This is a genomic window from Synergistaceae bacterium (assembly GCA_017450125.1).
Taxonomy (GTDB): Bacteria; Synergistota; Synergistia; order Synergistales; family Aminobacteriaceae; genus JAFUXM01.
This window is the reverse complement of the sequence record JAFSWZ010000027.1, coordinates 40,381-66,631: the sequence shown is the minus strand read 5'-3', so window position 1 is coordinate 66,631 and position 26,251 is coordinate 40,381. Positions and strand designations below refer to the sequence as shown.

The window sequence follows — 26,251 nt, the reverse complement described above, 5'->3', positions numbered from 1 at the left end:
ATGGATATTGCACGTGCAAGCATCAAGCGCAGTACTATAGTGCTGTTCATCTGCGTACTGCTGGCGATACAGGGAGTGAGTGCCTACAACTCTATAGGCAAACTTGAGGATCCGGCCTTCACGATAAAGACAGCCATAGTTGCGGCGAGCTATCCCGGCTCTACAGCAGAGGAGGCCGCTGAGCATGTCGCCTCGAAACTTGAGGACGCAGTTCAGACGATGGGGCAAGTCGACAAGATACGCACACGCTGTTCACCCGGCGGAGTGAGCCTCAACATCGACATCAAGGCATCGTACACGAAAGAAGATCTGCCCGCAATCTGGAACATTCTGCGACAGAAGATCAGCGACGTTCAAGGCTCTCTGCCGTCAGGGTGTTCGGTCTACATCAACAACGATTTCGGCGACGTGTTCGGCCAGTACTACGCTCTCGCGGGGGACGGCTTCACGATGAACGAGCTCTACGATTACGCCAAGTTCCTGAAGCAGGAGCTCGTGCTGATTCCCTCTGTTGCTAAGGTCAGCATAGTCGGCGAACAGACCGACGCAATTTACGTGGAGTTCTCGTCGTCGCGCCTTATGTCTCTCGGGCTGTCCCCCTCTTCGATTTTCTCCGTCCTGAACGCGCAGAGCACTATATCATCACTGGGCAAAACGTATTACGGCTCACAGTATGTAACTCTGCGGCCAAGCGGCGAAATACTCACAGAGCAGGACATAGGAGACACAGTGATAAGTCCCGGCGGCGGAAGGCTGATACGTCTTCGTGAGGTAGCTCAGATAAAGCGCGCGCCTCTTGACCCTCAGAGCATGATGATTTTCTACAACGGCAGGCCGGCTCTCGGAATAGGTATCTCCACGATAGAGGGCGGAAATGTCGTTACGATGGGCGAGGCTGTTGCGGCAAGGCTTGAGGAACTGGAGAAAGACTGCCCTCTTGGTATGGAGCTCGGCGAAATCTACATGCAGTCTAAAGGTGTCGTAAGCTCTGTGCACGATTTTGTGATCAACCTCATTGAGAGTATCGTTATCGTTGTCGGCGTACTGCTTGTCTTCATGGGCTTGCGGTCGGGGCTGATGATAGGGCTTGTGCTCCTGCTGACCGTTGCCGGTACGCTGATAGTCATGGACTACTACGGGATATTCCTGCAGCAGGTTTCGCTGGCGGCTCTGATAATTGCGCTGGGTTCTCTTGTTGACAACGCCATCGTCGTGGCCGAAGGAATGCTGATCGGCGTGCAGGGCGGACGGAGCGCGGAAGATGCAGCGTCTGACACCGTGAACGGCTCGATATGGGCGATGCTTGGCGGTACATTGATAGCAGTCCTGGCATTTGCTCCTATCGGCATGTCGCCCGACAACACCGGCGAATATTGCCGAAGCCTTCTTCAGGTCGTGGGCATCTCCATGATTCTCAGCTGGCTGTTCGCGATAACAGCAACCCCCGTGCTGGGAAAGCTGATGCTCAAGCCGGGACACACAGAAGGAGACCCGTACGGCGGGTTTATCTTCAGGGCGTACCGTGCGTTCCTTGAGGCGTGTCTTCACCACAGGCTGCTTACGGTCATAGTCGTAGTATTCATGTTTGTGTTCTCCGTGCTGGGCTTCACAAAGATAGACAAGACATTTTTCCCCAGCTCGACGGCCAAATACTTTGTTGCGGACATATGGAGTCGCGAAGGTACATCCCTGAACTCTCAGCTTGAAGTAGCAAAGGGGCTGGAGGCTCGCCTTCTCGCGAACCCGGCCGTTAAGAACGTCTCCACCTTTGTCGGGCAGGGAGGGCTGCGCTTTATGCTGACGTACTCTCCTCCTAGTGCTACGACTGCGCTGTCAGAATTTATCGTCGAGATGACGGACGATAGCAATCCGCAAGAGGTGCTTCTGGAGACACAGCGGATAATCGACGAGGAGATGCCCGGTGTTGAGGGAGTATGCAAGCTGTTCTCCAAAGGAAGCGGTATGGCTCCTGTTATAGAAGCCAGGTTTTACGGCCCTGACCCTGACGTACTGCGAAACTTGGCCGCACAGGCTCGCGAAATCATGGAGCGAGACCCCATACACAACTGCGTGCGCATAGACTGGCGGAATCGTGTGATGACGTTTCTTCCCGAAGTTCGCAAGGATCGCATGCAGACCTACGGAATAACACGCCCCCAGATAAACAGCGCAATAATGACGGCCGGAACAGGCTACACGGCGGGCATATTCCGCGACGGAGACAGGACACTGCCCATAGTGCTCAGCCTTGCGCCGGAAGAACGCAATCATCTCGAGAATCTGCGCGATGTCCCGATCTGGGCTCCTCTCGCCGGAAGATCAGTAACGCTTGGAACGATAATGTCAGGGCTTACAGCATCCTACGAAGACAATGTAATCATGCGCCGCAACCGCAAGCTCGTGATAACTGCATTGAGCGACGTGAAGCTGGGAACTACACCGTCAATAATGCAGGAGCGCATACGTGCTGATGTTGAGAACATAGAGCTCCCTGACGGCTATACGTTCGAGTGGGGCGGTGAAGAGGAAGGCAAGGCCAAAGCAATGAACGGAATGTCGAGCATGTTCATGCCCTGTCTTGTGGCAATGTTCATGATAATGGTCTTCCTGTTCAACGGTTTCCGCCAGCCCGTGATAATCTTCGCGTCTATCCCGTTAATCATCATCGGAGTGGTACTTGGCCTCATGCTCGGGAATCTCCCGTTAAGTTTCATGGCGATAATCGGAGTGCTGAGCCTTGTGGGAATGCTCGCGAAGAACTCTATCGTACTGCTGGATCAGGTAGCCTCAGATTTCGCGTCCGGCAAAGACCGCTATGAGGCAATAGTTGAAACAGGAGTGAGCCGTCTCCGTCCTGTAGCCATGAGTGCAGTAACTACAGTGCTGGGAATGATACCGCTGTTATGGGACAACATGTTCAACTCTATGGCGGCGGCAATCATGGGAGGTCTGACGGTGAGTACGATTCTGACGATGATATTTATCCCTGTGGTTACGGCAATGGCTTACGGGGTAAAGAACCCTGGCGATTACGATTACGACGACGATGATGAAGACTAGGAGGCAGCGATGAAAAGACTTATTGAGGCAGTGATAGTGATCGGGCTTGTAGCAGGTTCATACTACGGCCTGGAGATATTCCGCGAGCAGAAGGCCGAAGAACCGAAGGTTGAGGTAGTCCGCCCTGTCAAAACAGTACTGCTCAGCAACAACGGACAAGGAGGAGTGCTGCATTACTACGGGACGCTGCAAGGAGGTCAGAGGGTAGACTTGTCATTCAGAGTACCCGGGCCGTTAAGGAACATCTACGTGAAGCGCGGAGCTTCCGTCAGGAAGGGTGAACTGCTTGCGGCTCTTGATCCCAGAGATTTCCAGTCGCAGTTGAAGCAGGCTCGCAGCAGAGAAGCACAGGCGCAGGCACAGTACAAGAACGCGGAGGCTAACTTCAAGCGGTACGAGAACCTGTACAAGGAAAAGGTAGTCCCGAAATCGACATATGATGCCCAGCAGACAGCACTGGATGTGTCAAGGTCGAATCTTGACTTGGCTAAGGCACAGACAGCATCGATAAGGGACAGCCTGCGTGATACGGAACTGCGTGCGCCGTTTTCTGGTGTAATCATTGACCAGATGGTGGAAAACTTTCAGGACGTGATGGCCAAGCAGGCGATATTCAGTCTTCAGGACATATCGACGATGGAAGTAGTGTTCAATGTGCCTGATACGGACGTGATAGTCGCCTCAATGACCCGCGAGCGTCCTACGGCAGTTGAGGCGAGGTTTGATGCTATACCTGACCGCACGTTCCCGCTTTCGCCGCGTGAAGTCAGAATGCGTTCAGATGCCAGCACGAACACTTTTGCCGTTACAGCTGCTATGCCGACACAGAATGATGTAGCTCTTCTGCCGGGAATGGCCGCTAACGTTGACATAACGTTTGAGGGTTCAAGCCGCGCTGCTGCTGACAACACGTTTATAGTGCCGTCGACAGCACTTGTAGATGAGGCTGGCGGGAAGAATTTTGTGTGGCGTTACGACAACGGCAAGGCCAGCAAGATAGAAGTCATTGCCGGCAATCCTCACAGCGGAGGGTTGATCAGGATTTCGGGAGCTAAACTTCACGGCGGCGACAGAATCATCACGGCTGGCACTCATCTTCTGCACGACGGCCAGCGGGTAAAACTCATGGACTAACTTCACCGGATAGTCTGCATAACGAAAAGCTCCCTCCTTGCAAAACCGCACGGGGGGAGCTTCTTTGTACGCAATGTTACAGTTTCACGAGCCGCATTGTTGATGCCTCATAATCACCTTTCGGCAGGGGCAGAGGGTAGCCCGAGTCCATCAGCGCGTCCGACGGGTAAACCTTGCCGGTTGCAACGTCCCTGTAGAACGCGTTGGGAGTCAGCCCGCGAGGCGTAATGTAGATTTCCGGCATGTTCCCGTGATTCAGGGGGATGACGGCGTTGATGAGGGCACTACTTCCGTCCGGCGAGACAAATTCCCACGCCGTGAACGCGTCATAAGGAGTGCTCAGCCTGTAGTACAGTCCGTTCACTATAATGTCCCTGTCCTGCCTGTACTGCGCGATCTGCGCGGCGATGTCCTGCCGTTCTTCATCAGTCAGCTTCAGAGGGTTGAGCTCGTAGCCGAAAGCCCCGTAGCTCGAGACAGTGTAGCGCGTGTTCATCGGGGTAATCCGGCCGGTCTGATGGTTGGGGCACGTTGAGACGTGGGCGGCCAAGACGCTCGCGGGGTAGCCGAAGCTCGTGCCGTAGTGTATCGTCATCCTGTCGAGCGCGTCGGTGTTGTCGGAACACCATATCTGCGGAGTGTAGTACATCATTCCCGCGTCGAACCTCCCGCCTCCGCCAGCACAGCCCTCAATCATCACGTCCGGGAAATTCGCGCTGATGCGTTCCAGAACCTCATAGAGGCCGATAACGTAATCATAGAGGACTTTCCCCTGATTGTCAGCAGTGTGTGAGTACACAGACGCAATAGAGCGGTTGAAGTCCCACTTGAGGTATTCCGTGTTGCTGGAGGAGAGAATGTCCGACAGGCACGAGTATATGTATTCCCGAACGTCGCGCCTCGACATGTCAAGCAATAGCTGATTGCGGCCAAGTACAGGCTTCTCGTGGGGGATGACCATTGCCCAATCAGGATGCTTGCGGAACAACTCGCTGTCCTCGCTTATCATCTCAGGTTCAACCCACAGCCCGAACTTCAAGCCCAAGTCGTTGACGCTCTTCACCAGTTCGCCGAGCGTACAGCCGAGCTTTGCCTCGTCAGCCTTCCAGTCGCCGAGCGCGCGGTTGTCGTCGTTGCGGTTCATGAACCACCCGTCATCGAGCACCAGCATATCAACGCCTAGCCTCTTTGCGCATTCTGCAACCTCGAGAATCTTCTTGCCGTCAAAGTTCATGTACAGTGCTTCCCACGTGTTGAGGACTATCGGACGCGGAGCGGTCTTGTACTTGCCCCTGCAGACGTTCTCCCTGATTATGCGGTGGTAGTTGTGCGACAGCTTCTCGAGCCCCTCGCCGCTGAACGACATAATCACCTCAGGCCCGCAAAGCTCATCGCCCCCTTTGAGGTCATACGCAAACTTCTCCTGAGCAAGCCCCATCGTGATTCTTGTCTGGTTGAACTGCTCGAACTCCGCCGTAGCCTCAAAACCTCCGCTGTACACGAACTGCATCCCCCAGCACCTACCATGAGTTTCCGCCGTGTCGTGGTCAGCGAGAATCATGAACGGGCTGTACTGGTGCGAGGACATTCCGCGCCTGCTCGACACAACAAACGTCCCGTGCGTCATGCTCTGCCGGTCGAACTGCCTCTCCAGCGTGTGCCGCCCGTGAAACGTAATCACGTCGAATTTTCCGTGCGTGAAGTCCAGACACGCCGTGCCTAATCTCAGTACCGTAATCTTCTCAGTGCCGTTGTTGCGGAGAATTACGCTCCGTGTGATGATGTCTTTTTCTGGAAGCACACCATACAACAACTTCACTTCCAGCTTCAGCCGGTCGTTCTTCAGCGTGATGATGAGAGTCTGTGCTTCTTCGCCGTCGTTTGCGTACACAGCAGGAAGTCCCGGAAGCGAGTACTTGCCCTCCTGAACCTCGTAGCCGACGTAATGCAGGTCAGCCCCGTACGTGCCCTGCGAGTCCCGAAGAATGAGGAGCGGCGTTCGGTAGTCCCCCGTACCCTGCGCCGGGAACTCCTGAGGCAGCGCGTCGAGCGAATACCCTCTGTTGTGCCCCGCATCGTACGGACAGCCGGAAAATCCCCTGTCTATGAACGTAAGCTCCCAGTCAGCAAAGCCCGCCGTCTTCCGTCCGTAATAAAGATGAAGCAGGTAGCCGTAGCTATCTGCCTGCATCTGATAAGTTGTGTTGTCGGTAGAGAGCGTGAATATCCCGCTGCTCTTGTCGTAGGTGATTGCCAATTACTTCACCGCTCCGTTGATTACGCCGTTGATGATCTGCTTCTGCGCGACAATGTAGAAAATAAGCATTGGCAGCAGTGCCAGCAGGTATGACGCAAACGCAAGGTTATAGTTCGTCCCGAACTGTGTCTGGAACGTCAGCTGAGCGAGAGGAAGTGTCGTCATCCCTGAGCCGGACATTATCACCAGCGGGGTCATTACGTCGTTCCATGTTCCCAGTGCCGTAAGGACTGCGACGGTTGCGTGCATCGGCCACATCAGCGGGAAAATTATCTTCCAGTACGTCGTCCACGTCGATGCTCCGTCAACGTGTGCGGCCTCCTCGAGTGCGATGGGTATGTTCTTCAGGTAGCCCGCGTACAGCAGGACGTTCATCGGCATGTAGAACACCACGTACAGGATGATTACTCCGAACATGTTGTCGATGTGTAGCTGTGCGGTCTGCTTTACGAGAGGCATCATCAGAATCGCGAACGGCACGAACATTCCGCTGACGATGTAGAAGTAGCTGAAGCGATAGAACTTGTTTGTCCCCATGTTGCGCGCAACTGCATAGCCCATCAGCGAATGGACGATTATCGAGATGACCATTGTTATGCCCGTGATGAGGAAGCTGTTGAACAGCGACCGCCAGAAGTCAGTTACCCTCATAGCCTCGCGGAAGTTGTCCAAGCTCCACGACTTCGGGAACGACAGCAGGCCCATTACGCTGTTGGTCATTTCGCTGGGCTGCTTGAAGGCGATTATCACCGTCATGTACAGCGGGAACAGAACCGTGAACAGTCCGAGCAGAAGCAATATTGTTACAGGCCAGTTGAAGCGTTCGGTGGCCTTGATTTCCTGGTTAGCCATTAGAGCTGCTCCTCCTTCTTGTTGAGATACTTAAGCTGAAGCACCGAGATTATCACTATCACGATGAAGAATATCACTGCGTTTGCGCTCTGGAAGCCGAACTGCCCGCCGCCCATGCCGTTATTGTAGATGAGGAACGAGATGGACTCCGTGCTCTGTGCCGGTCCGCCCTTCGTCAATGCCATGATCTGGTCGAACACCATCAGGTTATTCTTCATGCACAGCACCATGTTGATCGTGAAGAACGGCATAATCAGCGGGAACGTGATGTAGCGGAATCTGTTCCACCCCGTCGCTCCGTCAAGAGAAGCCGCCTCGTACACATCCTCAGGGACTGTCTGGAGGCCGGAAATGTAGATGAGTGTGTTCATGGCGATTGACTGCCACGCGCAGACTATCACGATTGCGACCCAAGCCCACGTCTGGCTGGCTAGCATGCTTGCGGTGTGGGTTATTGCCGGAAGAATGTACGTGAAGATGTAGCTGAAGATATAGCCCACAACCAGCGCGCCGAGAATGTTCGGGACAAAGTACATCCCGCGAAGAAAACTCTTGAAGCGAATCTTTGCGTTGAGTGCGAGTGCCATTGCGAGGCTGATAATGTTAATCAGTATCGTAGCCACAACTGCCAGCTTGAACGTGAACCAGTAGGAATTTCCGACGCGTGAATCTGAGAACAGGTCGATATAGTTGCGCCAGCCTACCCAGTCATACTTTGTGCCGTAGCCCCTGAAGTTCGTGAAGCTGTAGATGAAGCCCTTGATTAGGGGCAGAGTGTTGAAGCAGAAGAACAGCAGCAGTATCGGTACTGCTATCATCATAAACGTGCGGGCTCTCTCATTCTGACTCTTCATGAATGATTCCTCCTTCCCTTAGTGTGAAGCGTTGTACTTCTTGACCTTGCTGATTAAGTCCCTGTTGTAGCGTATCCAGTCCTTGTCGAACTTGGCCAAGAACTCATCTACGTTGCCGTTAATCAGGAATGTCTGTATGATTGCGCTCACCGACATTTCAGACGGGTAGTGATGGTCATGATAGTCTGCCATCTTGCCCTCGTCAATGTACTTCTTCATTCCGTCGAGCATCGGCGCGAGCCTGAACGTTCCCTTTGAGCACGGTACTCCGTTCTGAGCGTCAACGTACAGCTGAATGTTCTCGGGCTCAAGCAGGAAGTCAATGACCTTGTAGGCGGCTTCCTTGTTGGGGCATTCCTCGAGGACGCAGAACATGAGGTCAACTCCGCTGTTGAGCGTCTGAGTGCCCGGCTCGTCCCTTGCGGGGAAGACGAACGAGTCAATGTTCATGTCGGGCTTTACGGAGAGAATCTGCGGGACTGCATAGCTCCCGATTGTGTACATTGCGGACTCGCCGCGCGCAAAGGCCGTGCATGCATCATTGTAGCCGTAAGCGAACGGGCCTTCTTCTCCGTACTTCAGGAGTGCGAGCACCTTCTCGGCGACTTCACGGTACTGCTCTGTGAAGGTAGTTTTTCCGGCGTTGACCTGCTGGCACACGTCGGCGGGAGCAATTCCTACCGCGAGTGCGTTCCAAGGGGCTAACGTCGTCCATGTATCGCGGTAACCGAAATACAGCGGGCGTATCCCTGCAGCCTGAATGTCATCACAGAGCTTCACGAACTCCGGCCAAGAATCAGGAATCTTCCAGCCGTGCTCGTTGAACATGTCGCGGTTGTAGAGGATTCCTGCGGCGTTCGCCATGAAGGGCACTCCGTAAGTTCCGGGCTCGGGAAGGAACTTCAAGCCGTTGATGATGTCGATGTACGCGGGCTTAATCTTCGAGAGTCCGGCATAATCCGACACGTCGGCCAAGAGTCCCGCGTCCTGAAAGTTCGAGAAGTCCATATCTCCGCCGATGCCGATAATGTCCGGGTAATTCTCGCGGATGAATCTCGTCTTCATGATTGTTGTTGCGTCAGCGGGGGACAAGAACCGCACGTGTATATCCGTGTGCGTTGCGTTGAACTTCTCCTCGAGCTGGGTGAAAATTTCGTGAGCTTCCTGCTTGTACTGCACTAACTCAATCTCGACAGGTGCAGACCATGCCATGCCCGCAAGGCACAGCAGGAGCACCAGTCCTGATGCTAAGCGTCTCATGTTATGCCTCCTAGTGAATGATTGCCTGTTCAGTCTCTTTGTCGAACACGTGAATCTTGTCCGTGTCGAAGGCAAAGCTCATTGTGTCGCCGACTGCCGCCCTGCTTCCCTGATCTACTTTCGCGGACATCGATGCACCGGCAAAGTCGAAGTACAGCTGGACTTCAGCACCGAGAAGCTCGAATACGGTTATCTTTGCGCTGAAAGGAGCAGTGAGCTTGCAGAGTGCTTTTGCCTTCGCATCGTAGACGTTCTCGGGACGGACTCCCATGACTACGGTCTTCCCTACGTAGCCTTTCTCCCTGAGCACATCGACTTTGTCTCTGGGAAGCTCAAAGCTCGTTCCTCCGGCTATAAGGTCGTTGCCGTCAAACCTTGCATCAATAAAATTCATCTGCGGCGACCCGATGAAACCAGCGACGAAAAGATTGTCCGGCCTGTTGTAGAGTTCTGTGGAGCTGGCGACCTGCTGGACGATGCCGTCCTTCATGACGACGATTCTTGTTCCGAGCGTCATTGCTTCGGTCTGGTCGTGGGTAACGTAGATGATTGTTGCGCCGAGCCTGTCGTGCAGCTTGGCGATCTCTGCGCGCATCTGAACACGGAGCTTTGCGTCGAGGTTGGAGAGCGGCTCATCCATCAGGAACACCTGCGGACTGCGGACGATTGCACGACCCATTGCGACGCGCTGTCTCTGTCCGCCGGAGAGTTGGGACGGACGACGGTCTAAGACCTTATCGAGCTCGAGGATTCGTGCGGCCTCGTGTACTGCCTTGTCGATCTCGGCCTTCGGGGTCTTCTTGAGCATCAGGGCAAACGCCATGTTGTCATACACTGTCATGTGAGGATAGAGCGCGTAGTTCTGGAACACCATCGCTATATCCCTGTCCTTCGACTCAACGTCATTGACGATGCGGTCGCCGATTTTGAGCGTGCCCGACGAGATGTCCTCAAGCCCTGCAATCATCCTCAGGGTCGTTGACTTCCCGCAGCCTGACGGACCGACAAAGATGATGAATTCCTTGTCGGCTATCTCAAGGTTGAAGTCCTTGACTGCCTCGTAACCGTTGGGGTACTTCTTCCAGATATGCTGAAGCGATAAACCTGCCATGATTCAGAAGGTCTCCTTTGTGTGAAATTTTGTGTGTTGGGAAAAAATGAATGTCTGCATTTTATGTCAGGTTACGGCCTTCACAAATTGCAGTTTGTTGACAGAAATATATCCTAATTCTATTATTGTCTAGCAGGAAGGAGGTATAAAAACGGTGGGCACAGTGAAATTTGCGATATTTCCGAATCACAGCTATGTTGACTTGGGATTATACCAGTTCGGGAGCGAAATATGCGACCCGTGCCACTCCTTCGGCCCTGCAAAACGCAATCACTACCTGTTTCACTTCATCTTGAGCGGCAGAGGAGAACTTCACGCCGACGACTCTAAGGGAGTGCCTCACTCGTTCAAGGTTCACGCTGGGGAAGGCTTCATGCTTTTTCCGGGACAGATAAGCATGTACGTAGCGGACAGGTCCAACCCGTGGGAGTATGCGTGGCTGGAGTTCGACGGGCTGAGGGTGAAGCAGGCACTTGATGCGGCGGGGTTCTCCCATGAAGAGCCTGTGTACCGCACGAACTCGCCGGAACTTCGCGACAGGCTCAAAGATGAGATGCTGTACATTGTCGCGCACTCGGAAGCCTCGCACCTTGAGCTGATTGGGCATCTGTATCTGTTCATGGATCTGCTGACACGTTCAAGCCTCAACACGGGGAAGACGACGGACAGCAGGCTTCGGGATTTCTACATCAAGGAAGCAATAGCGTACATCGAGGGCAACAGCCAGCGGGACATAACGATAGAGGAGATTTCGGACGCACTCGGACTGAACAGGAGCTATTTCGGAAAGATATTCCGCGAGGCGACGGGCAAATCTCCGCAGAGATTCCTGATGAACTACAGGATGATTAAGGCGGCGGAACTGCTGGTTTCGACGAACTTGGCGGTGAAGGAGATAGGTACTTCTGTGGGGTATGAGAACCAGCTTCATTTCTCGAGGGCGTTCAAGGCGGTGTACGGTGTCTCGCCGAGAGAGTGGAGGAGGAACGCGTCCCCCTCTGCGTGAAGATGCATATGGGTTCGGTGTTGAGGTTGAGGGAGAAGGCCGTGCCGTTAAACGAGTCGGTTAGGACGTAACGTGCGTTGTCGATGAGTGAGATGAAGTCGAAAACCGGAGGAAGGAGAATGCGTGTTTCTTTGCGGAAAAATCTCTTTACCACTTGACCGCTTGTTGCGTAAAGGCGGATGACTTTCAGACCTGTTTTGCGTGAGAGTTCTGAGGCATAAGCATCGAACTTTCTTGCCGCTTCACCTTGTGCATAGATGCAGTAGATGAAGATGTAGGGCTCAGATTCCGTAGCCCCCCCCCCCGTTAGTAGTTTTCACGTATCCGCGCCAAGCATTTCCGCTTAGGCACAGAGTAGGGTCAGGAACATGTACCGCCCTGCTGTAGTGATACTGCTCCTCCAGAATCTTGGCCGCAGAGTCTTCACGCACCGAAATGTGCCGGTAGCCGTCAATCCACTTCTGCGTCTCAGCAACTTCCTCCGCATCAATCTCCGTCTTGCCGAAGCTCGCAGAGAACGCAAACTTGTAGCTTCCTTCCGGCGCAAAAGCCAAGTATAGTTCCGGCAGGATTCCTCTGTTCCACCACGAGTTCCAGACTTGGTCGCTGCCAGTGCAGAACGCATCAGCATCGCTCTCGTAGTCCGCAAAGTCCTTCATCGAGGTGCGCAGCTTCCCCGTAATGTTCAGGTGCTCCCTCCTGAAAGCGTCGAACGGCTGCAGACACTGAGTAACCAGCCTGAACGGAAACTTCACAGCCGCCTTAAACGGATTGCCGTCAGAAATAGAGGCATCCTTCTTGTAGTTGAGTATCCTTACTTCACAGCCGTGCTCACGGAAAAATTCCTGCGTCGCAAACGTCTGCAAGACCGAGCCGTAATTGTTCACCGCCTGCAACGTTATCAGATCAATCTTCATGAATCAGTCCTCCTTCGCCCTAACTATACCACACAAAAATTCCCCCCAGCCCGAAAGCTGAGGGGATGAGTGATTCACACTCTTACTCTGCCTTGTAGTCTTGCGTCAAGACAACCGCAACCTGTTTCGCGTCCTCGTACGGGTCAGAAAAGTCCGTGAAGAGTTTGCGCTCCTCGTTGACCGTGATGCCCGCGCAAATCATGTCGACCTTGCCGGAGTTCACCGCCATGAACAGCGAGTCGAACGGGTAAGCGATAATCACCAGCTCCTTGTTGAGCTTGCCGGCAATCAGCGCGCACATCTCGATGTCGATTCCCGTGTAACCGTCGCCTACCTTGATGTCATAGGGAGGGAAGCCCGACTCTGTCCCAAGATACAGCTTTCCGCCCTCTGCTCCCTTGTGAAGGTCAATATCCTCAGGCTTGGCCGCTGTGGGGTCTTCCTTGTACTTCAGCATTATCGCCTCCAGCGAACCGTCAGCCTTTATCTCCGCAAGTGCCTTGTTCACTGCCTCGCGAAGCTCCGCGTTGCCCTGCTTGAAGCCTATCGCGTACTGCTCGACAGTCAGTGCCTCAGGAAGAATCGTGAGGGTCTCCGGGTCATTCTTCACGAACTGCTTGGCAGGTGCCTCGTCCATGATTGCACCCTGAATCTTCCCGACCTTGAGAGCCTGAATCACGTCCGTAGCCTTCTCGTAGGTCGTGAGCTGAGCCTTCGCCTTGTCGCCCAGCATGTTCTTGGCGATGCCTTCGGCGATCGTTCCGCGCTGCGTGCCTATCTTGTAGTTCACGAACTCTTCGGGCTTGGAGATGCCCAGTCCCTCAGCAAAACATACGCCCGCTGTCAGTGATAACAGCATGAGAATAACTGCAAGTTTCTTCATGACAATAATCCTCCGTCAAAAAAATTTCGGGGGATATTATAGCGCAAAGGAGGCAGATAGAATCGTTACGGGGCTGTGAGGATGCATGAGCGTAGACGCATTTGTGAGCGGCTTTGAGGCGGAGACGGCGACCTGCAGTGCCTCGAAGTCCGGCCAAGTCTTCATGATGCTGTGGGCTGTGGTTAGCGTCTCGAGGGTTACGCAGGCCACTACGACGCGCGCGTGAAGCTGTGAGACATGCTGAAGTATTCCGGGCAGCTCTCCGCCGCTACCGCCGATGAACACGTGAGAAGGAGACGGAAGCCCTCCGACAACCTCGAGAGCTCTTCCTTCGTGAATAATTATGTTGTGGAGACGGAATTTCGCGGCATTCTGTGCGATTAACCTTGCGGCTTCAGGCTTGCACTCGACGGCGTGAATCTCACTCTGCGAACATTCCAGCCCTACACACACACTGATGCTGCCTGTTCCTGCCCCGATGTCCCAGAAAACTGCATCAGGCTTGAGGTTGAGGCGGCCAAGTATCACGCTCCTCACTGCTTCCTGCGTCATCACCACACCGTCCGAACGCAGGAACTCAGCGTCTCGCGGGTGAATGTTCTCCAGCACGAAGGGCGAAGGGTTGCGTATGAGCATCAGCGAGAGGTCAGGCGCGCAATGCTTCACGAAGTCGCGGGGTTTGCCCGAAAAGACAGCCTCATCATCACAGCCGAGACGTTCGCCGATGAGGACATCAACGCCATCAACGGCACGGAGAGCACCGCAGACCTTGCTGGGGGAGTTTTCGCCGTCGCAGAAGAGAACCACGAGCCGACTGCGTTCTACGGTGTTGAGGAAAGTTCCGCAGTTGAGAGGCCGGCCGTGAGCTGAGAGGATGACTGCGTCGCTCCAGGCCTCTCCGGCATGAGCACACAGAACCTGCATTGAGCTTATTCCCGGCAGAACAGTAACGTTGCCGAAACGCCGCTTCACCAGCGGAAGCAGGCTGAACAGTCCCGGGTCGCCAGACACGAGGATGACCACACGTCCCGCCTCTTTCTCTATCTCACTGAACGCATCAGCAAACTTTTTGAGAGGGATAAACTTCTTAACAGGAGGAACGAGAGCCGCAAACCTCTCTGACGCGCACACAGCATCGGCCGTCGAAAGCACGTCCTGTACGTCGGGGGTTAATGTTCCTGTTCCTGCTCCGGCGACGATGATTTCACGCACTGCCCAGCACCTGCCCTTCTCCGTCGATGAACACTGTTCTCACGGGGAAACCTGCTCTCTCCGTGCACTTGGCCGAAGCGATGCGCGCTAGAACGTTCCACACTTCGGGGAAATTTTCAGCCCTGACAATGTCAACGGCTTCACGTGTTGTGTTGGCGTGATAGACCCTTTCGACGAGTTCGCGAGATGCACCGAGAACTGCCAGCTGTGTGCAGAGTGCCTCGATGCCTCCGCCCGAAACTTTGCTGTGTGTGTTGAAGCTCCCCGCCGCAACTTTCAGGAGTTTGCCTGTGTGCCCGCACAAAGTCGCGCGCGTGAAGCCCAGCCTTACGCATTCGTCGAGTACGTAGCCTAGGTAGTTTGCGCACTGTATGATGTTCCTGCCCTGAACATTGAAGAGTCTGCGCGTGAACTTCTCGCCTGTCCCTGCAAAGACTATGTACACCTCCGCGAAGCCCAGAGCATGAATCATCTCCAGTTCGAGCGTCAGGGAGTCCAGTAAGGCGCGTTCGTTCATGGGCTTGACGATGCCGGTAGTCCCAAGAACGGACAATCCCCCGACGATGCCGAGTCGCGGGTTGAAGGTACGTCGTGCGAGATCTTGGCCGCCGGGAATAGAGACGGTTACACGCAAAGCAAGAGCAGGAAGCACCTCGCGTACAGCACACGCAATCATCTCGCGGGGAACGGGGTTGATTGCCGGTTCGCCGACGTTCACTTTCAGGCCGGGAAGAGTTACAGTTCCAACGCCCTCGCCAGCCGCGAACTCTATTCCCCCCTCTCCGCCTGAACGTTCTACGCACACAAGAACTCTCACGCCGTCGGTAACATCTCCCTTGTCCGAGCCGGAGTACTTCACGACACCGAAGCACTCGCCCTCGCGGAAAGTCCTCAGCGTGAACACATGACCGTTAGGATTGCTGACCCGCACGGTTTCGGGCTCACCGAGTCCTGCCAGGAAGAGAGCACAGGCCTTCGCAGCTCCTGCGGCACAAGTCCCTGTGGTTATTCCAGTCCGTAGATCAGTGCGTTGAGGATTGCACACGCGACGGTTGTTCCTCCCTTCCTGCCCCGAGCGATGATGCGCGGGGTATCAGTGAGGGACGCGAGCATGTTCTTGGCCTCGATGACGTTCACGAACCCGACGGGAACACCCACAACCAGAGCAGGAGAAGCCCTGCCTTCGCGTACGAGCTCGCACAGACGGATTAACCCTGTGGGAGCGTTGCCGAGCGCGTATATCGCCTGAGGGTACTCGCTGACTGCACGTTCAATGTTCACGATAGCGCGGGTGATACGGCGGGAGAGGGCTTCTTGGCGCGTAGAGGCTTCCGAGATGTAGCAGACAATCTTTGTGCCGAGCTTTCTCGAGATGCCGGACGCAAGCATGTTGGTGTCCGTTATTATGGGAGTGCCGGACTTCAGGGATTTGCGTGCGAGAGAGACGACGTTCTCGGAGAAGTACAGCGTCTGCAGAAAGTCGAAGTCTGCCGTTGCGTGAATTACCCGCCTTATGACGGGGAGGTTTTCGGCTGGGCCGGAATATTCGCCGATTGCCTCCTGAATTATGCGCATGCTCTCACGCTCTATCTCCTCAGGAAGAAACAGCACCGTCAACGCCTCCTCTCGACAGCGCAAACGTAATCCCGCCGTAAACGCATTTGCTACGCAGCAGCGCAGCCCCTTCACCCGCCGCCAGAACCGCCGCGCGTTCGCAGACGTTGTCCGTCCCCGTGAAGTGCCTCACTCTCTCTGAGACCGTGAAGCTCCCTTCCAGTGCCTGAAGCTCCTCCGCACCGAACGTCAGGAACGGCACGCCGTGTCTCTCGGCAAACGCAATCATTGCCGGTTCATCCTTCTTGAGGTCAATTGACGCTAATGCCTTCAGGCTTAACACCGACACTCCTGCTCCGCGCAAAAACTCCTCAGCGCAACGCTCGAACTCCAATACGTCTGTTCCTTTGTTGCAGCCTGCACCGAGCACAAGAACTTTCGGCCTGAGCCACAAAGTTACCGGGAACGGAGCGGGTACATCATCGCACGTTACAGCCACGCCGACGCTCTGTCCATCAAGGAGCGCGCCGGATACCTTCTTCACTGCTTCAGGGTTCTCGATAACATAATCATTCTTCACTGCCCATTCATCAACTGCAGGAAGATTGTTGATGTCAGTTGCCGTAGTGATTACTGCCTGAGCGTCAAGGAAGCCCGCAACCTTCCGCGCGAGTTCGTTAGCTCCGCCGACGTGTCCCGACAAAACAGGTATCACGAACTTTCCTGCCTCATCAACTACGACCACCGCCGGGTCAGAGAGTTTGTCCCTCACGTGCGGGGCAATGGCTCTGACGGCAATCCCGCAAGCTCCCACGAAGATTAATGCGGAAGTGTTGTAAAAGATGCTGCCCGCCCATTCGCTCAGCGTCCCGTCAATCACTCTGACACCTTCGCGCGCAAATCTCTCGGGCACGTTCACCCTGCCTCCGAGAAACTCAGCGAGCCGTAATGCTAGCGTTATGCCTCGTTCAGTGAAGGCGGCTATCTCTGTATTCATGGCTGAAAGTTTCGTCGTAGAGACGTGAAGCAGAATGTATGCCGTCATTCAGGAAATCACCGGCGAGGATTATTGCGCTTTTGGTGATGCCCTCCGCGAGCTCTGGGAGGGTTGCCAGCGTTCCGCGAATGATTCTCTCGTCCGGCCAAGACGCACGGTACACCACAGCCGCAGGAGTCTTCGGGCTGTAACCACGCTCAATAAGTTCCTGACACGCTTTCTCCGTCATTCCGGCGGAGAGGAACAGAGCTATCGACGCAGAATCACCCGCCGCCGTACGTCCCTCAACGCGCGAGACTATCAGCGTCTGGACTTGGCCGGGTATCATGTACTCGGTCTTCAGAGCCGCCGAAGCCGCAAAGAGCGAGCTCACTCCCGGCACAACCTCGAAAGGTATTTCCCTCTCCCGCAAGGCCTCGAACTGCTCGCGTACTGCTCCGTACAGAGCAGGGTCTCCAGAGTGAAGCCGAACAGTCAGGATGTTGCGCCTGTGGCCGTCGGCAAGCACAGCAACAATCTCGCTGAGGGTCATTGACGCGCTGTCGTGAAGTTCGCATGAAGGCGGAGCATACGTGCTGACCAGCTCAGGGTTCACCAGCGAACCGGCATACACGATCACGCCCGCCTTACTGAGAAGTTCAGCACCTCGCACCGTGATTAAGTCAGCAGCTCCCGGCCCTGCACCGACGAAGTAAATCACAGCTCACACACTTTCAGGCCAAGAGACCGCGCAAGTTCCTCGTACTTCTGGAAGCCGTACATCAGGGTTTCTTTTCTGTGCGAGTCGCTGGAGAGAATCACACTGCCTCCGTGTTCTGCAATGTACTTCAGGATTCGTAATGAGGGGTAGGGGAAATCACGGTAACCTTTTGACACAGCACCAGTGTTAATCTCGAACGGACGGCCTGTCTTGAGGAGGGCATCAGCGGCGGAGAGAGCGGCATCAACGTAGCGCGGGTTGTTCTCGTCGAAGAACCTGCTTCCGGCGTTGAGCTTCGCGAGAACGTCGAAGTGTCCGATTATGCTGGCGTTTGTCCTGCGCACAACATCAGCAACAAGGGCAAAGTACTTTTCCGCCGCCTCGTAAGGGTCATCATGGCATTCATGAATAAAAGCCTCCATGAGTTCAGGTGTGTGCTCGACACAAAAATACCTACCGTTCAAGAACACGTAATGCACCGAGCCTATGACATAGTCGTATCTCTCCGCGTCAATCTCCGAGTAGTAGTCGCACTCAGTCCCGCAGAGAATCTCTATCTGCCCGCTGTACTTGTCCTTGAGACGGCGAATCTCCTCTATGTAGGCCTGCGTTCCTTCGGGGGACATGCACGGTTCTTCGTCAAACGGCGTGTAAGAGTGCCCGGAGAAACCCAGCTTCTTCATGCCCCGCCTTATTGCTTCCTGCACGATGTCTTCCGGGCTGTCCCTGCCGTCGCAGAAAGTCGTGTGCACGTGGAAGTCTGAGAGTATCACGATGTCATTCGCTCCTGCTTAATCTTCTTGTCGATTACGTGCCGTGAAGCAAGCTCTAGGATAATATCCTTGATGTCGATATCCATTTCTGCCATGAGAACCATCAGGTGATAGACGAGGTCAGAAATCTCGTACACTGCCTCCTTCTTGTCGTTCTTGGCCGCAATAACTACCTCTGTGCTCTCCTCGCCGACCTTCTTCAGAATCTTGTCGAGCCCCTTCGCGAACAGGTAAGACGTGTACGAGCCCTCTACTGGTTCTGACTTCCTGCCCTTGATGAGCTCCATAAGCCCGCAAAGAGTGAACCTCTCGTGCTTCGTGCCCTCGCGTTCGAGCAGGTCATCAACGAAGCATGAAGTGTTGCCGAGATGGCACGCCGGGCCGTCCGGGTGAACGTACACCAGCAGGGTATCTCTGTCGCAGTCAGCAACAATCTCCTTGATGTGCAGGTAGTTTCCGCTGGTCTCGCCCTTCGTCCACAGTTCCTGCCGCGAACGACTCCAGAAACACGCTAAGCGTTTCTCTACGGAGAGGCTGAGGCTCTCGCGGTTCATCCACGCAACCATCAGGACATCTCCCGACTCATCATCCACAACGACAGCCGGAACTAGTCCCTTGTCGTCGAACTTTACGTCATCAATGCTAATCATGTTTACAGCCTCACGGGAATGTTGTGCTTGTGCATTTCGGCTTTGAGGTCAGAGATGGCGACCTCGCCGAAGTGGAAGATTGAGGCCGCAAGCCCCGCATCAACTTTCGGGACAGCCTCGAACAGCGTGATGAAGTCCTGAATACTCCCTGCCCCGCCAGACGCTATCACGGGAACGCTCACGACATCGCACACCGCCCGCAGCATCTCGAGGTCAAAGCCTCCCTTCACGCCGTCAGTGTCTATCGAGTTCAGCACGACTTCGCCTGCTCCTGCCTCAACACAACGCTTGATCCATCCTACAGCCTCTATGCCTGTGTCGTCCCTGCCTCCGCGCGCAAAAACGTGAAACGCTCCGTCTACTCTCTTCACGTCCGCAGAAATCACCACGCACTGCGAACCGTAGAGCCTCGCTGCCTCAGGGATAAGCGACGGGTTGCGGATTGCGCCGGTGTTGACGCTGACTTTGTCCGCACCGCAGGACAGTACGCGCTCGAAGTCCGCGACGCTGGAGATTCCTCCGCCGACAGTCAGGGGAATGAACACGTTGCGCGCCGTCTCACGCAGAATGTCCGTGAATATTTTGCGGCCGTCCGACGAAGCCGTGATGTCGTAGAACACCAGCTCGTCAGCCCCGCAGCTGCTGTAGAACTTCGCCAGCTCCACAGGAGAATTTACGTCGTTCAGACCCTGAAAGTTCACGCCCTTCACGACTCTGCCGTCCCTTACGTCAAGGCACGGGATTATACGCTTCGTAATCATTGCTTCACCCTTCCTGCTTCTATTGCCTCAGAGATTTTCACCGCGCCGGTATAATATGCTTTCCCGATAATCGCCCCGTACAGGCCAAGACCGGCAAGTGCCTTAACGTCCTCGAGCGAACTTACCCCGCCGGAAGCTATGATGTTCACGCCGAGAGTTTTGCTCATGGACGCGTAAAGCTCCCTGTTCGTGCCGTTCATTGCGCCGTCGCGAGAAATATCCGTGCAGATTATGTACTTCACTCCTGCGGCCTCCATGTTCCGGCAGAACGCAAACGCCTCAAGCCCGGAACTCTCCTGCCAGCCCTTCACTGCTACTTTGCCGTCCCGGATGTCGACACCGACAGCGACACGTTCGCTCCCGAACTCCCTCACAGCTTCCGCCGCGAAACCTTCTTTCGTCGCCGCAGAAGTCCCGAGAATCACGCGCTCGACACCAGCGGACACGTAGCGTTCAATCGTGCGCATGTCTCTGATGCCTCCGCCGACCTCGCACTTCAGCCCGCAGGCCCGGCGAATGCTCATCAATGCGTCGAGGTTCGCTGGTTCGCCTGACTTCGCGCCCTCAAGGTCAACAACGTGTATCCACTCCGCACCCTCAGCACGGAACTTCAGCGCAGTGTTCACCGGCTCGGGGTCGTAGACGGTCATCTTCGCGTAATCGCCTTTGAGTAGCCTGACTGCCTGCCCGCCGAACAGGTCTATTGCCGGAAGGATAATCATGCCTTGACCTCGCAGAATGCACGGAGCATCTCTAGCCCGACGTTGCCGCTCTTCTCAGGGTGGAACTGCACGCCGTAGACGTTGCCCTTCTGGACAGCCGCCGTGAGGTCTGCGCCGTAGTTTGTCGTTGCGGTAATGTATTCGCCGTCGCAAAAAGCAGAGTACGAGTGCACGAAGTAGACATAATCGCCTTCATGCGAGCGCGAGAATATGCCTGAAGGGTTGGTGAAGCGGAGACTGTTCCAGCCCATCTGCGGAATCTTCAGGCCTGAGGGAATTACTGTGCTTATAGGTTGTACGTCGCCGGGTATCAGGCCAAGACCATCGTGCTCGCCGAACTCGTAGCTTTTCGTGAAGAGCAGCTGCATCCCCAGACAGATGCCAAGAACGGGCTTGCCGTGCCCTGCCTCAGCGATGAGAGGTTCAGCTAGGCCGGAGGTGAAGAGTTTGCGCGCGGCATCACCGAATGCCCCTACACCGGGAAGAATTATGCGCTCGGCACGCTTGAGATCTTCGGGGTCAGAGGTAACCTTAACGTCTCTCCCGATAGCCGCAAAAGAACTTGCGAGCGAGAAGAGATTTCCCACTCCGTAATCAACAATAGCAATCATGAACAATATCCTTTGTGCAAGAAAAATTTTGACGGGAGAAATATATCACATTTCATGAAGAAACCCCGCAGGACTTCTCCTACGGGGCTTGTTTGCTCGAACTGAGCCGGTATGACTTATGAACGCTTCTTGCAGATGAACAACGATGCCGCCGCCAGCGCAAGCGCACCGAAGCCTGCATCGCATCCGCCGCCCGGAGAGCCGGGATCATTGTTTGAGTACGAAGAGGATGAAGCCGTCGTGAGTATAGGCTCGTAGGTCTTGCCGGTCTCCATGTACGCCGCGATGTTCACGCGCTTGTTCTCGGGTACTGTGGTAACCTCGTTGCCCTCATCGTCGACGAGCGTGCAGTTGGTATCTTCCTCAGCCGCCGCAGAGACTTCCGCACTGCCTGACCTTATCGTTGCTCTCAGCATGTGCAGAATCAGCGGTGCACCCGGCTTGAGGTTGGCGATCCCCGAGAGGTCGACCATGAACACATAAACCGCAGGCTTATCCACGCTAATGACCCCGAGCACCGCGATGACCTCCTCGTCCGCAAGTACATCACCGCTGAGCTCATTGATGACTTCTGTAACAGTCCTTGCAGTTCCTGCCGCGCCTGAAGGCAGGTGTTCTAACGTCGCGTTCTCGGGCACGTTGCCGATGGTCTCCTTGACGTTCGCCTCTACGTCCTCGTCAGACACATCCATCGTGCTCCTCTCTGGCTGAAGGCTCTGCGGGGCGACTGCGCCGGGCTGGTCATCGCTGTCCGTGCTGGTCCCGCTCGTTACAGTTACTGCGACGCTGGCCGTGTCAGTGCGCTGCTTGCTGTCCGTGCCGGTTATCGTCAGCGTGTAACTCCCCGCCTCTGTGGGCGCGAGCGTTATCGTGCTGCCGTTGACCGTTGCCCAGCTGTGGCTGGTGGTGTAGGTTACTCCCTGCCCGTTGCTGCTCATCGTTATTGTCGCAGTCGAACCTGCGGCCAAGCTTACTGTCGACCTGTCGGCGGTTACCTTGAAGACTGATACGGTTACGCTGACATCTACGGAGCTTGTTACGTCGAGCGAGTCCTTAGCGGTGAAAGTTACTCTGCCGTTGTATTCGCCTGTCGGAGCAAGGGTAGCTGTGTCCCCGCTGATGGTGATCCAGTTAATTCCGTCAGGAGCAGAGTAGCGCACGAGCCCTACTGCGTTGTCTGCCGAGAGCGTTACGGTCTCGGTGTCTCCGGCCATCATCGTAACCGCGTCAGGGCTTGCCGTGATGGTGAACGTGTGAATGACCTTCACGTCAACCGAGAGAGTCCGGCTTCTCGAAGCATTGTCGCTCGCTGTTATGATGAAGACGAAATCGCTCATAGCACTGGGGGTGAACGTTATTTCGCAGTCGCCGGATGTGAACGTCAGCGCGCTGCTGTCTCCGCTGAGCTCAACGGAATAATCCACGCTTCCTACCGCGCCTTCCGTGAAGTACTTGAACGTTGTCTCCTGGTTAAGCTCCGCTGTTATGGCCGTAGCGTCAGCACTGAGCACGAACACGGGAAGCACCTTTACGCTGACGGACAGGGACTGAGTCCTTGCCTCGCCGTCCGTGCCGGTAACTGTTACGGTGAAGTCTCCTGACGCTGCCGGTGTCAGTATCAGGGTGTCTTCGCTTACAGTTGCCCAGTCAAGATTTGTTGTGTAGCGTACTGTGCCTTCCGCGCCTGCAGACGAGAGCGCAACGGATCTCGTGTCGCCGGCATCCATGCTCAGGGCTGTGGTGTCCGCACTGAGCGTGAACGGCGTGAGTACCTTGACGGTGAACACTCGGGTTACGGTTCTTTCATTGCCGTCCGTGATGGTCAGGTTCAGGGTGAACGTGCCTGTCTTATCGGGGGTAAGCACTATGCTGTCTCCCTCGATCTGAGCCCATTCTGCTTCGGAGTCCTCGCTGACAGTCAGGTCGTACGTAACCGCGCCCGTAGCACCTGTTACATCGATCGCGATTGTCTTTGTTCCGTTGACATCCGCGACCACATGTCCAATGTCCATACTGACGGTGAACGGCTCGAGCACCTTGACGTTGAACGTGATGTTTTCCTTCCTGTACAGGCTGTCTCTCGCTGTAAGGATAACCTCGAAGTCGCCTTCCTTGTCAGGACTGAATATTGCCGTGTTGCCGCTTACTGTGGCCCAAGGTGTCTCTTCTTCATCCTCTTCGGAAGAGGCTGGAGTATCTCCGCTGACCTCCAGAGTGTAGCTCACTCCGCCGTAGTTGTTTGACGACGACAAGGTTACTGTGTCAGAAGCACCGCTCCTTATGGACATGCTGGTTTTGCTGGCAGTTACCGAGAATGCCTCAGGCATGTAGACCACAGGCCACCCTATTGCAGCCACCGTATCTACGTCGCCTTCATACGTGTTGTCATCAGCTACATCGATGCGCACCGCGCTGGAGTCTCCTGCGGCGATGTCTCCGCTCATGGAAGCGTTGAAGGTTATCTTCATCTCCTTGACCGCTCCTGCCGCGTCTTTCGTCAGCGTGTAAACCAGCCAGCGGGGCATATGTATCCTGCTTTCCACAGGCATATCATCTTTGCTCACAAACGCTCCGTCAGGGAACTTTATCGTTGCGGAGTAATCTGCGGTTATGGCTCCCGCGCCGTCTGTTACGTCATACGACTTCGGCAGCTGGTCAAGGGTAACGTGTTCAGCGTCAGGAGCAGAGATGTTCACGGCCAAGACGTTGGTTTTTTCCACACCCTCTGTTTTATCGTCGTAGGCTATCATGGTGATGGAAGTGAAGCTGTTATCGTAGTCTTCAGCCGCCTCTATCCCCATCTCAGCAAAGTCGTCGGCCGCGCTTATGCCGAAATATATGCTGTCCTCAGAGTCAGGAAGAACGCCCTCGATGATGAGCGTTGCCCCGTCTTCGGTGATCTTCGCCCAGCTCCACGAGCCGCCCTTGTTTGCCCCGTTCATGTCTCCTGTCTCGTCAGCTGACGCAACTGTCCACTTGACATCGCCCGAAGCACCTTCCGCGACGATAACGGCTCTGTAAGGGTAACCAGTGTAAGCTACCGCGCAGTCCGAAGCATCTTCCGACAAGGTAACTTTGAGGGCTGTTACATTGACGGTGTAGTCCGCTGAGTACGTCAGAGGTGCACCGCTAAAATCTTCACCTTCACCTGAACGGGTCAAAACAGCGGTTATAGCGTATTTTCCGGCTTTGGTCGGTGTTCCTGTAATGGTAAGTGAACTATCATCCGAATCTGCTACCTCCAAGCCTTCGGGAAGCCCGTCAGTGCCGTTGGTTGTTATCGTCCAATCGTAGGACGTATCGTCAGCATCCTCGAAGTACTCATCAAGGTAGCCGTCCTCGTCTTCGAGCGTGAACAGTACATCCTGGAACGGTGCATCAGTACCATCGATGATGTTGTCAGCTATCCTGACGCTCTGGGATGTGCTCGCTTCATCCTCAGCCGTTACGGTAATGCTCGGGTCTGCTGCCAGTGCGGGCAGTGCACTCACCGCCAAGATGGCACAGGACACCGCCATCATGCGCAAAAAACTCTTCAAAGTATCATCATTCCTCCTAATGTCTAACTATCATTTCAGTACCTACAAAATGCCGTTGCCTGACACCGCTCACAACGCGCCTCCTCTCTTGCAGGCAGCCTATAGGTACGCCATTGTGCTGAGATTATACACGCGAAAAAGCAGGAAACGCAACTTTCGCCTTCCTCTGCGGGTATCAGGAATCCCAGCAGCATACACATATAATTTTTCGGAGGAAACAGCTTATGCCTTAAGGGACGGAGTATATACTACAACGCATCACAAAGGAGGCGGTAACAATTACGGCTGGCATTATCGCGGAGTTCAACCCTCTGCACAAAGGCCACCACTCGCTGATCTCGCAGGCGAAAGCTCACGGGGACTCCTGCGTCGTCGTACTGTCCTCGAACTTCACCCAGAGAGGCAGCCCCTCGATCGTCAGCAAGTTCGTACGTGCGAAGATGGCACTCTTGGCCGGAGCTGACCTCGTGCTGGAACTTCCCTTCCTGTTCGCGTGTTCGGCGGGACAGGACTTCGCGAGTGGAGCTGTCGCTCTGCTGTCGGAGTTCGCGGACACAATAGCCTTCGGGATGGAGAACCCTGAAGCCGACATCATGAAGCTCGTTGATGCAGAAGGCACGGAAGCATTCACGGAGGCTCTGAGACGGGAGATGTCTCGGGGAGCGTCGTACCCTAAGGCTCATGCCATCGCTCTTGATGCCGCCGTGCCGGGAGCAGGAGACTTCATCGCCAAGCCCAACAACATGCTTGCACTCTCCTACATACGGGAGATTCAGAGGGAGGGTTACGGCTTGAAGGTCATGAAGGTTAAGCGTGAAGGGAATTTCTCGAGCAAGGCTGTTCGTGCTGGAAGTCTGGAGATGCTCCCTGAGTTCTCGAAGAGGCTTCTTGCTGTGGCTGAACGCTCGGACGAAGGGAGACTGTGGCCGCTGGTTCAGGGAGTTATGCTGCGGAGCAGGGCTGAGGACTTGCGGAGGATTTACGGCATCAGCGAGGGGATAGAGGGCTTGTTCCTGAAGCACTGGAAGGACGCGGGGAATCTCGATGACTTTATAGGACGATGTGTCTGCGCAAGGTACACGCGGGCTCACATCAGGCGGCGGCTGGTGTATATCCTTCTCGGCCTGAACAGAGAGGAGGCATCGGCGGCGGTTAGCGGGGGAGTGCCTTACGCGCGGGTTCTGGGCTTCAACGGAAGAGGCAGGGAGATTCTGCGCGGCAAGAAAGCTATCACGAGGCTGGCGGAAGTTGAGGGAGAAAGAGGAAGGTACTTCGCGGACGTGGAGTTCCGTGCATCACAGCTCTATGAACTCACACTCGAGACACCAAACTTCAAGCGTGAAACGGGAAAGCCGGTTATAATTCAGCCTTAATCACAAACATTTAAGGAGAGAATAT

General features: G+C 55.0%; 22 protein-coding genes. 4 read left to right on the top strand and 18 right to left on the bottom strand.

Annotated features, from left to right (window positions below; genetic code table 11):
- Positions 1-3,060, top strand: coding sequence for an efflux RND transporter permease subunit (locus IJT02_05935; protein MBQ7544468.1), 3,060 nt, complete (start codon positions 1-3; stop codon positions 3,058-3,060).
- Positions 3,061-3,069: 9 nt separating this feature from the next.
- On the top strand, positions 3,070-4,194 hold the full coding sequence (locus IJT02_05930; GenBank protein ID MBQ7544467.1) for an efflux RND transporter periplasmic adaptor subunit: 1,125 nt from the start codon (positions 3,070-3,072) through the stop codon (positions 4,192-4,194).
- A gap of 76 nt (positions 4,195-4,270) precedes the next feature.
- On the opposite strand, the gene IJT02_05925 is transcribed toward IJT02_05930, so the two are convergent.
- The 5 genes from IJT02_05925 to ugpC are packed head-to-tail and all read right to left on the bottom strand — an operon-like array spanning position 4,271 to position 10,528.
- Positions 4,271-6,451 carry an alpha-galactosidase gene (locus tag IJT02_05925; protein MBQ7544466.1) on the bottom strand — a complete coding sequence of 727 codons (2,181 nt, stop codon included), beginning with the start codon at positions 6,449-6,451 and terminating at the stop codon, positions 4,271-4,273.
- The gene (locus IJT02_05920) at positions 6,452-7,303 is read right to left on the bottom strand and encodes a carbohydrate ABC transporter permease (protein ID MBQ7544465.1); all 852 of its coding nucleotides are present in this window, start codon (positions 7,301-7,303) and stop codon (positions 6,452-6,454) included.
- A complete protein-coding gene (locus IJT02_05915; GenBank protein ID MBQ7544464.1) occupies positions 7,303-8,157 on the bottom strand; it encodes a sugar ABC transporter permease in 855 nt (284 codons plus the stop codon). The genes IJT02_05920 and IJT02_05915 overlap by 1 nt, the downstream gene beginning before the upstream one ends.
- Positions 8,158-8,175: 18 nt before the next feature.
- The gene (locus tag IJT02_05910; protein MBQ7544463.1) at positions 8,176-9,417 is read right to left on the bottom strand and encodes a carbohydrate ABC transporter substrate-binding protein; all 1,242 of its coding nucleotides are present in this window, start codon (positions 9,415-9,417) and stop codon (positions 8,176-8,178) included.
- A 10-nt stretch (positions 9,418-9,427) separates the two neighbouring features.
- The gene (gene ugpC, locus IJT02_05905; protein MBQ7544462.1) at positions 9,428-10,528 is read right to left on the bottom strand and encodes a sn-glycerol-3-phosphate ABC transporter ATP-binding protein UgpC; all 1,101 of its coding nucleotides are present in this window, start codon (positions 10,526-10,528) and stop codon (positions 9,428-9,430) included.
- Positions 10,529-10,682: 154 nt separating this feature from the next.
- On the opposite strand from ugpC, the gene IJT02_05900 reads away from it, so the two are divergent.
- The gene (locus IJT02_05900; protein MBQ7544461.1) at positions 10,683-11,534 is read left to right on the top strand and encodes an AraC family transcriptional regulator; all 852 of its coding nucleotides are present in this window, start codon (positions 10,683-10,685) and stop codon (positions 11,532-11,534) included.
- A 281-nt stretch (positions 11,535-11,815) separates the two neighbouring features.
- Here IJT02_05900 and IJT02_05895 read toward each other — a convergent pair whose 3' ends face one another.
- The 13 genes from IJT02_05895 to IJT02_05835 all read right to left on the bottom strand — a co-directional run bounded on the left by IJT02_05895 (position 11,816) and on the right by IJT02_05835 (position 24,853).
- Entirely contained in the window at positions 11,816-12,451 is a 636-nt protein-coding gene (locus IJT02_05895) for a polysaccharide pyruvyl transferase family protein (protein ID MBQ7544460.1), read from the bottom strand.
- A gap of 82 nt (positions 12,452-12,533) precedes the next feature.
- Positions 12,534-13,334 (bottom strand): transporter substrate-binding domain-containing protein, encoded by an 801-nt coding sequence (locus IJT02_05890; protein MBQ7544459.1) that lies wholly within the window; start codon positions 13,332-13,334, stop codon positions 12,534-12,536.
- Positions 13,335-13,370: 36 nt separating this feature from the next.
- On the bottom strand, positions 13,371-14,546 hold the full coding sequence (cbiE, locus tag IJT02_05885) for a precorrin-6y C5,15-methyltransferase (decarboxylating) subunit CbiE (GenBank protein ID MBQ7544458.1): 1,176 nt from the start codon (positions 14,544-14,546) through the stop codon (positions 13,371-13,373).
- Positions 14,539-15,591 carry a cobalamin biosynthesis protein CbiD gene (gene cbiD, locus IJT02_05880; GenBank protein MBQ7544457.1) on the bottom strand — a complete coding sequence of 351 codons (1,053 nt, stop codon included), beginning with the start codon at positions 15,589-15,591 and terminating at the stop codon, positions 14,539-14,541. The genes cbiE and cbiD overlap by 8 nt, the downstream gene beginning before the upstream one ends.
- A complete protein-coding gene (locus IJT02_05875) occupies positions 15,552-16,121 on the bottom strand; it encodes a precorrin-8X methylmutase (protein MBQ7544456.1) in 570 nt (189 codons plus the stop codon). The genes cbiD and IJT02_05875 overlap by 40 nt, the downstream gene beginning before the upstream one ends.
- 19 nt (positions 16,122-16,140) lie before the next feature.
- The gene (locus IJT02_05870) at positions 16,141-17,097 is read right to left on the bottom strand and encodes a cobalt-precorrin 5A hydrolase (GenBank protein ID MBQ7544455.1); all 957 of its coding nucleotides are present in this window, start codon (positions 17,095-17,097) and stop codon (positions 16,141-16,143) included.
- The gene (gene cobM, locus IJT02_05865; GenBank protein MBQ7544454.1) at positions 17,069-17,797 is read right to left on the bottom strand and encodes a precorrin-4 C(11)-methyltransferase; all 729 of its coding nucleotides are present in this window, start codon (positions 17,795-17,797) and stop codon (positions 17,069-17,071) included. The genes IJT02_05870 and cobM overlap by 29 nt, the downstream gene beginning before the upstream one ends.
- Positions 17,794-18,570 carry a histidinol-phosphatase gene (locus IJT02_05860; GenBank protein MBQ7544453.1) on the bottom strand — a complete coding sequence of 259 codons (777 nt, stop codon included), beginning with the start codon at positions 18,568-18,570 and terminating at the stop codon, positions 17,794-17,796. The genes cobM and IJT02_05860 overlap by 4 nt, the downstream gene beginning before the upstream one ends.
- Positions 18,567-19,220 (bottom strand): bifunctional phosphoribosyl-AMP cyclohydrolase/phosphoribosyl-ATP diphosphatase HisIE, encoded by a 654-nt coding sequence (locus IJT02_05855; GenBank protein ID MBQ7544452.1) that lies wholly within the window; start codon positions 19,218-19,220, stop codon positions 18,567-18,569. Before IJT02_05855 ends, IJT02_05860 begins: the two co-directional genes overlap by 4 nt.
- A gap of 2 nt (positions 19,221-19,222) precedes the next feature.
- Positions 19,223-19,981 (bottom strand): imidazole glycerol phosphate synthase subunit HisF, encoded by a 759-nt coding sequence (gene hisF, locus IJT02_05850; GenBank protein MBQ7544451.1) that lies wholly within the window; start codon positions 19,979-19,981, stop codon positions 19,223-19,225.
- Positions 19,978-20,703 carry a 1-(5-phosphoribosyl)-5-[(5-phosphoribosylamino)methylideneamino]imidazole-4-carboxamide isomerase gene (hisA, locus tag IJT02_05845; GenBank protein ID MBQ7544450.1) on the bottom strand — a complete coding sequence of 242 codons (726 nt, stop codon included), beginning with the start codon at positions 20,701-20,703 and terminating at the stop codon, positions 19,978-19,980. Before hisA ends, hisF begins: the two co-directional genes overlap by 4 nt.
- Positions 20,700-21,314, bottom strand: a complete 615-nt coding sequence (hisH, locus tag IJT02_05840; protein MBQ7544449.1) for an imidazole glycerol phosphate synthase subunit HisH — start codon at positions 21,312-21,314, stop codon at positions 20,700-20,702. Before hisH ends, hisA begins: the two co-directional genes overlap by 4 nt.
- Positions 21,315-21,430: 116 nt before the next feature.
- Complete coding sequence (locus tag IJT02_05835; GenBank protein ID MBQ7544448.1) at positions 21,431-24,853, bottom strand: putative Ig domain-containing protein; 3,423 nt, start codon at positions 24,851-24,853, stop codon at positions 21,431-21,433.
- A gap of 245 nt (positions 24,854-25,098) precedes the next feature.
- Here IJT02_05835 and IJT02_05830 point away from each other — a divergent pair, with 245 nt between their 5' ends.
- Positions 25,099-26,226 carry a nucleotidyltransferase family protein gene (locus IJT02_05830; protein ID MBQ7544447.1) on the top strand — a complete coding sequence of 376 codons (1,128 nt, stop codon included), beginning with the start codon at positions 25,099-25,101 and terminating at the stop codon, positions 26,224-26,226.
- The last annotated feature ends 25 nt before the right edge of the window (positions 26,227-26,251 follow it).

What these genes read in the sequence shown, in the direction of transcription:
- IJT02_05935 (MBQ7544468.1), top strand. Translation starts at nt 1, where the DNA reads ATGGATATTGCACGTGCAAGCATCAAGCGCAGTACTATAGTGCTGTTC.
- IJT02_05930 (MBQ7544467.1), top strand. Translation starts at nt 3,070, where the DNA reads ATGAAAAGACTTATTGAGGCAGTGATAGTGATCGGGCTTGTAGCAGGT.
- IJT02_05920 (MBQ7544465.1), bottom strand. Translation starts at nt 7,303, where the DNA reads ATGGCTAACCAGGAAATCAAGGCCACCGAACGCTTCAACTGGCCTGTA.
- IJT02_05915 (MBQ7544464.1), bottom strand. Translation starts at nt 8,157, where the DNA reads ATGAAGAGTCAGAATGAGAGAGCCCGCACGTTTATGATGATAGCAGTA.
- IJT02_05910 (MBQ7544463.1), bottom strand. Translation starts at nt 9,417, where the DNA reads ATGAGACGCTTAGCATCAGGACTGGTGCTCCTGCTGTGCCTTGCGGGC.
- ugpC (MBQ7544462.1), bottom strand. Translation starts at nt 10,528, where the DNA reads ATGGCAGGTTTATCGCTTCAGCATATCTGGAAGAAGTACCCCAACGGT.
- IJT02_05895 (MBQ7544460.1), bottom strand. Translation starts at nt 12,451, where the DNA reads ATGAAGATTGATCTGATAACGTTGCAGGCGGTGAACAATTACGGCTCG.
- IJT02_05890 (MBQ7544459.1), bottom strand. Translation starts at nt 13,334, where the DNA reads ATGAAGAAACTTGCAGTTATTCTCATGCTGTTATCACTGACAGCGGGC.
- IJT02_05875 (MBQ7544456.1), bottom strand. Translation starts at nt 16,121, where the DNA reads ATGCGCATAATTCAGGAGGCAATCGGCGAATATTCCGGCCCAGCCGAA.
- IJT02_05870 (MBQ7544455.1), bottom strand. Translation starts at nt 17,097, where the DNA reads ATGAATACAGAGATAGCCGCCTTCACTGAACGAGGCATAACGCTAGCA.
- IJT02_05855 (MBQ7544452.1), bottom strand. Translation starts at nt 19,220, where the DNA reads ATGATTAGCATTGATGACGTAAAGTTCGACGACAAGGGACTAGTTCCG.
- hisF (MBQ7544451.1), bottom strand. Translation starts at nt 19,981, where the DNA reads ATGATTACGAAGCGTATAATCCCGTGCCTTGACGTAAGGGACGGCAGA.
- hisA (MBQ7544450.1), bottom strand. Translation starts at nt 20,703, where the DNA reads ATGATTATCCTTCCGGCAATAGACCTGTTCGGCGGGCAGGCAGTCAGG.
- hisH (MBQ7544449.1), bottom strand. Translation starts at nt 21,314, where the DNA reads ATGATTGCTATTGTTGATTACGGAGTGGGAAATCTCTTCTCGCTCGCA.